The sequence below is a fragment of the Flavobacterium sp. genome (genome assembly GCF_044369455.1).
In the GTDB taxonomy this organism is placed as follows: Bacteria; Bacteroidota; Bacteroidia; order Flavobacteriales; family Flavobacteriaceae; genus Flavobacterium.
The window spans coordinates 1-2,570 of the sequence record NZ_JBIPLW010000048.1; the positions used below are offsets into that span (position 1 = coordinate 1).

At 49.8% G+C, this 2,570-nt stretch carries 1 protein-coding gene; it reads left to right on the forward strand.

Features of this window, described 5'->3' with window-relative positions; genetic code table 11:
* A partial coding sequence (locus ACIQ2L_RS13770; protein ID WP_396159811.1) for a dockerin type I domain-containing protein occupies nt 1-2,570 on the forward strand: 2,570 nt, incomplete at both ends.

Sequence of the window (2,570 nt, forward strand, 5' to 3'; positions counted from 1 at the left end):
GTAACGGGAGTGATTGTCGATAACGATTCACTCGTCGAGCTTTCAATTCAAGATGCTTCTGAAGTGGAAGGTGACAGCGGCTATTCTCCTGCAAATCTGATGCGATTCGCAGTAACCGCGAGCCGGACGGGACGGTCATTTTCCAATCCGCTTTCTATCGGGCTAGACACATCGTCCGTAAGCCAGACATTGCCAAATGGCCAGCCGAATCCCAAGTATGCTGCGCCGATAGGCGACTACCAGCCAGTCTCTACGTCGATCCAATTGGTTTCGTCCGGATTTTTTGAAGTCCCAATTAATGGTGACCTCGTTCCGGAGTTGACCGAAGAATTTCTCGGAAACATTACCGGCGCCTCAGTAGTCGGATCCATTCCCAATAATGGATCGGTCTCATTCGTCATGAAGAAACCTCAAGCTCTCGGAACGATCAGGGATGACGACATCCTCCAAACAGCCTCTCTCAAGTTCGATTTCGAGAGACAATTAGAAGACGAGGAGAGCTGCATATGCGTATCCACAGATGGACCGGACGGAAGTATGGTTTCTTCTAAGGAAGGTGCCTTGGTCGTTTCGACGGACGGTGTTCTCGAATACCGTATAGGCGGAACCCATAGTAGCTCCCAAATCCAGTCTTTCGTTATTAAGCGAGATGCCGGAACAGACGTTCCAACTCACTACTCCGCGAAACTAACCATCGGCGGTTTCGATTTCCCTGTAACGCAGTTTAACGGGATCGCCGGTGATGCCGAGCGGCGATTGGCTTTCTCCATGCCGTTGGATATGAAAAACTTTTCGACCGGCTTCTATTCTGGAAAAATGGTGATCGACGCCGTTAAGTTGCTTCCAAATGGTAGCTCCTTGCGATATCGAGTCAGCAGGCCGTACGATTTCCGAGTCGTCAACAACGACAACTCGGAATACACGCCAAACTGGTGGAACCCGCGATATGAGCGGTTGTACCCGTTGAAGCAATTCGGTGCGGGTAACACATCGAGCCCAGACTTCTCGTCTGGTGCCATGTATGTTCGCGGTGACCAAACCGCATGGATTTACAAAGGCTCGACCTATACGACTCCCGACGGAATGACATCTAAACTCACGCGTGCGAACAACGGTGAGTTTACGTTGCAGGACAAGTATGGTGCGAGAAAGATCTTCTCGCCTGCGGGTTTGCTCGTACGAGAATTCGATCGGAATGACAACCTAACACAGTTTGGCTACACCGATGGAGACAATGATGGTGCGGTGGACGAACTTGCAATCATCACAGATCCATTTGGAAGAACTTTGTCTTACGTATATTCCGGAGGACGATTGAGCCAATCCATCGACTTCTCTGGTCGAACTACCGACTATACCGTCACCAACAACAAACTCACGCGAATAACGTTGCCTGACCCCGACGGGAGCGGCGCAAGGCAGTCTCCGACGCTCGATTTCAATTATCAATTTACTGCTTCAGGCGGCTGGATGGAAGTCAAGGATGCTGAAAATGCTCTGACCAAGTATACGTTCAATCGATTCGGACGTACAACAAAAATTGTGGATCCGGGGGCTGGCACTTGGCTCTATACGTATATGAAGGACCGAGGCATCATCGTGGTTCTCGCGAACGGCAGTTCCTCTGGTTCTGCAACAATTCCGGGTGAAATGGAAATGATCATGACGAATCCTCGAGGATTCGTAACCAAAACAAAAACGGATCGATTCGGATTGCCGATTGAAATCAAGTACCCCGACGGGAGTAGCGAAAAATTCGATCGAAACAAACATGGCAATCCGAAGACGCATACTTTCCCGACGGCTTCAGGGGGGACTGGCACAACGACCTATACCTATGATGATCGAGAGAATGCAACGCAAATCAACTCGCCCGCTGGAGTTACCGGCATTGTCTACGATGTGCGGTCCTTACCTATCAGTATTACTCAGACAGGAAGGCCAACTCAGCAGATCGCTCGCGATAGTTACGGGAATGCAATTCAAGTCACCATTCTACCCATGGGTGGTGCGAGTATTGCAGCGAACCCAGACAACCGCTATCCCTACATGCTAACTTATTTGACCAATCCTGTTGATCGATTCGACGTGAACAACGACGGATTCGTAAACCAGGATGATCAGACCGCCTTGCAGAATTACGTTTCGACCAATGGAGTGGCGTTCGTGAATGGACTGACCAGCAACGGCCGTCCCGTCTATCCAGACGTTGATGGAAATGGGATCGCCAACGGGTCAGATTATGCTCCTTTGGCCAGTTATCTCGCATCGTCGCAATTGCTGACGGAGAACTATGGATATTCGACTGGCGGGAACAATTTTCCACGTGGGCTGTTAACGTCGCACTCGAACACCGCCGGGGAAACGACGGTTTACGAGTATTTTGTAACCGGTTCTTCAAAAGGAATGCTCAAAAGCATCGGGCGTTCGACCGCTCCGTCGCCGAATGTTCTAGCACAGTTTGAATATGATCAAGATTTGAATCGAACAGCAACGATAGATTTTTTTGGACGGCGCAATGATGTCACTTATGATCGACTTGGATTGCCAACCAAAGTAGAAGAGCAATC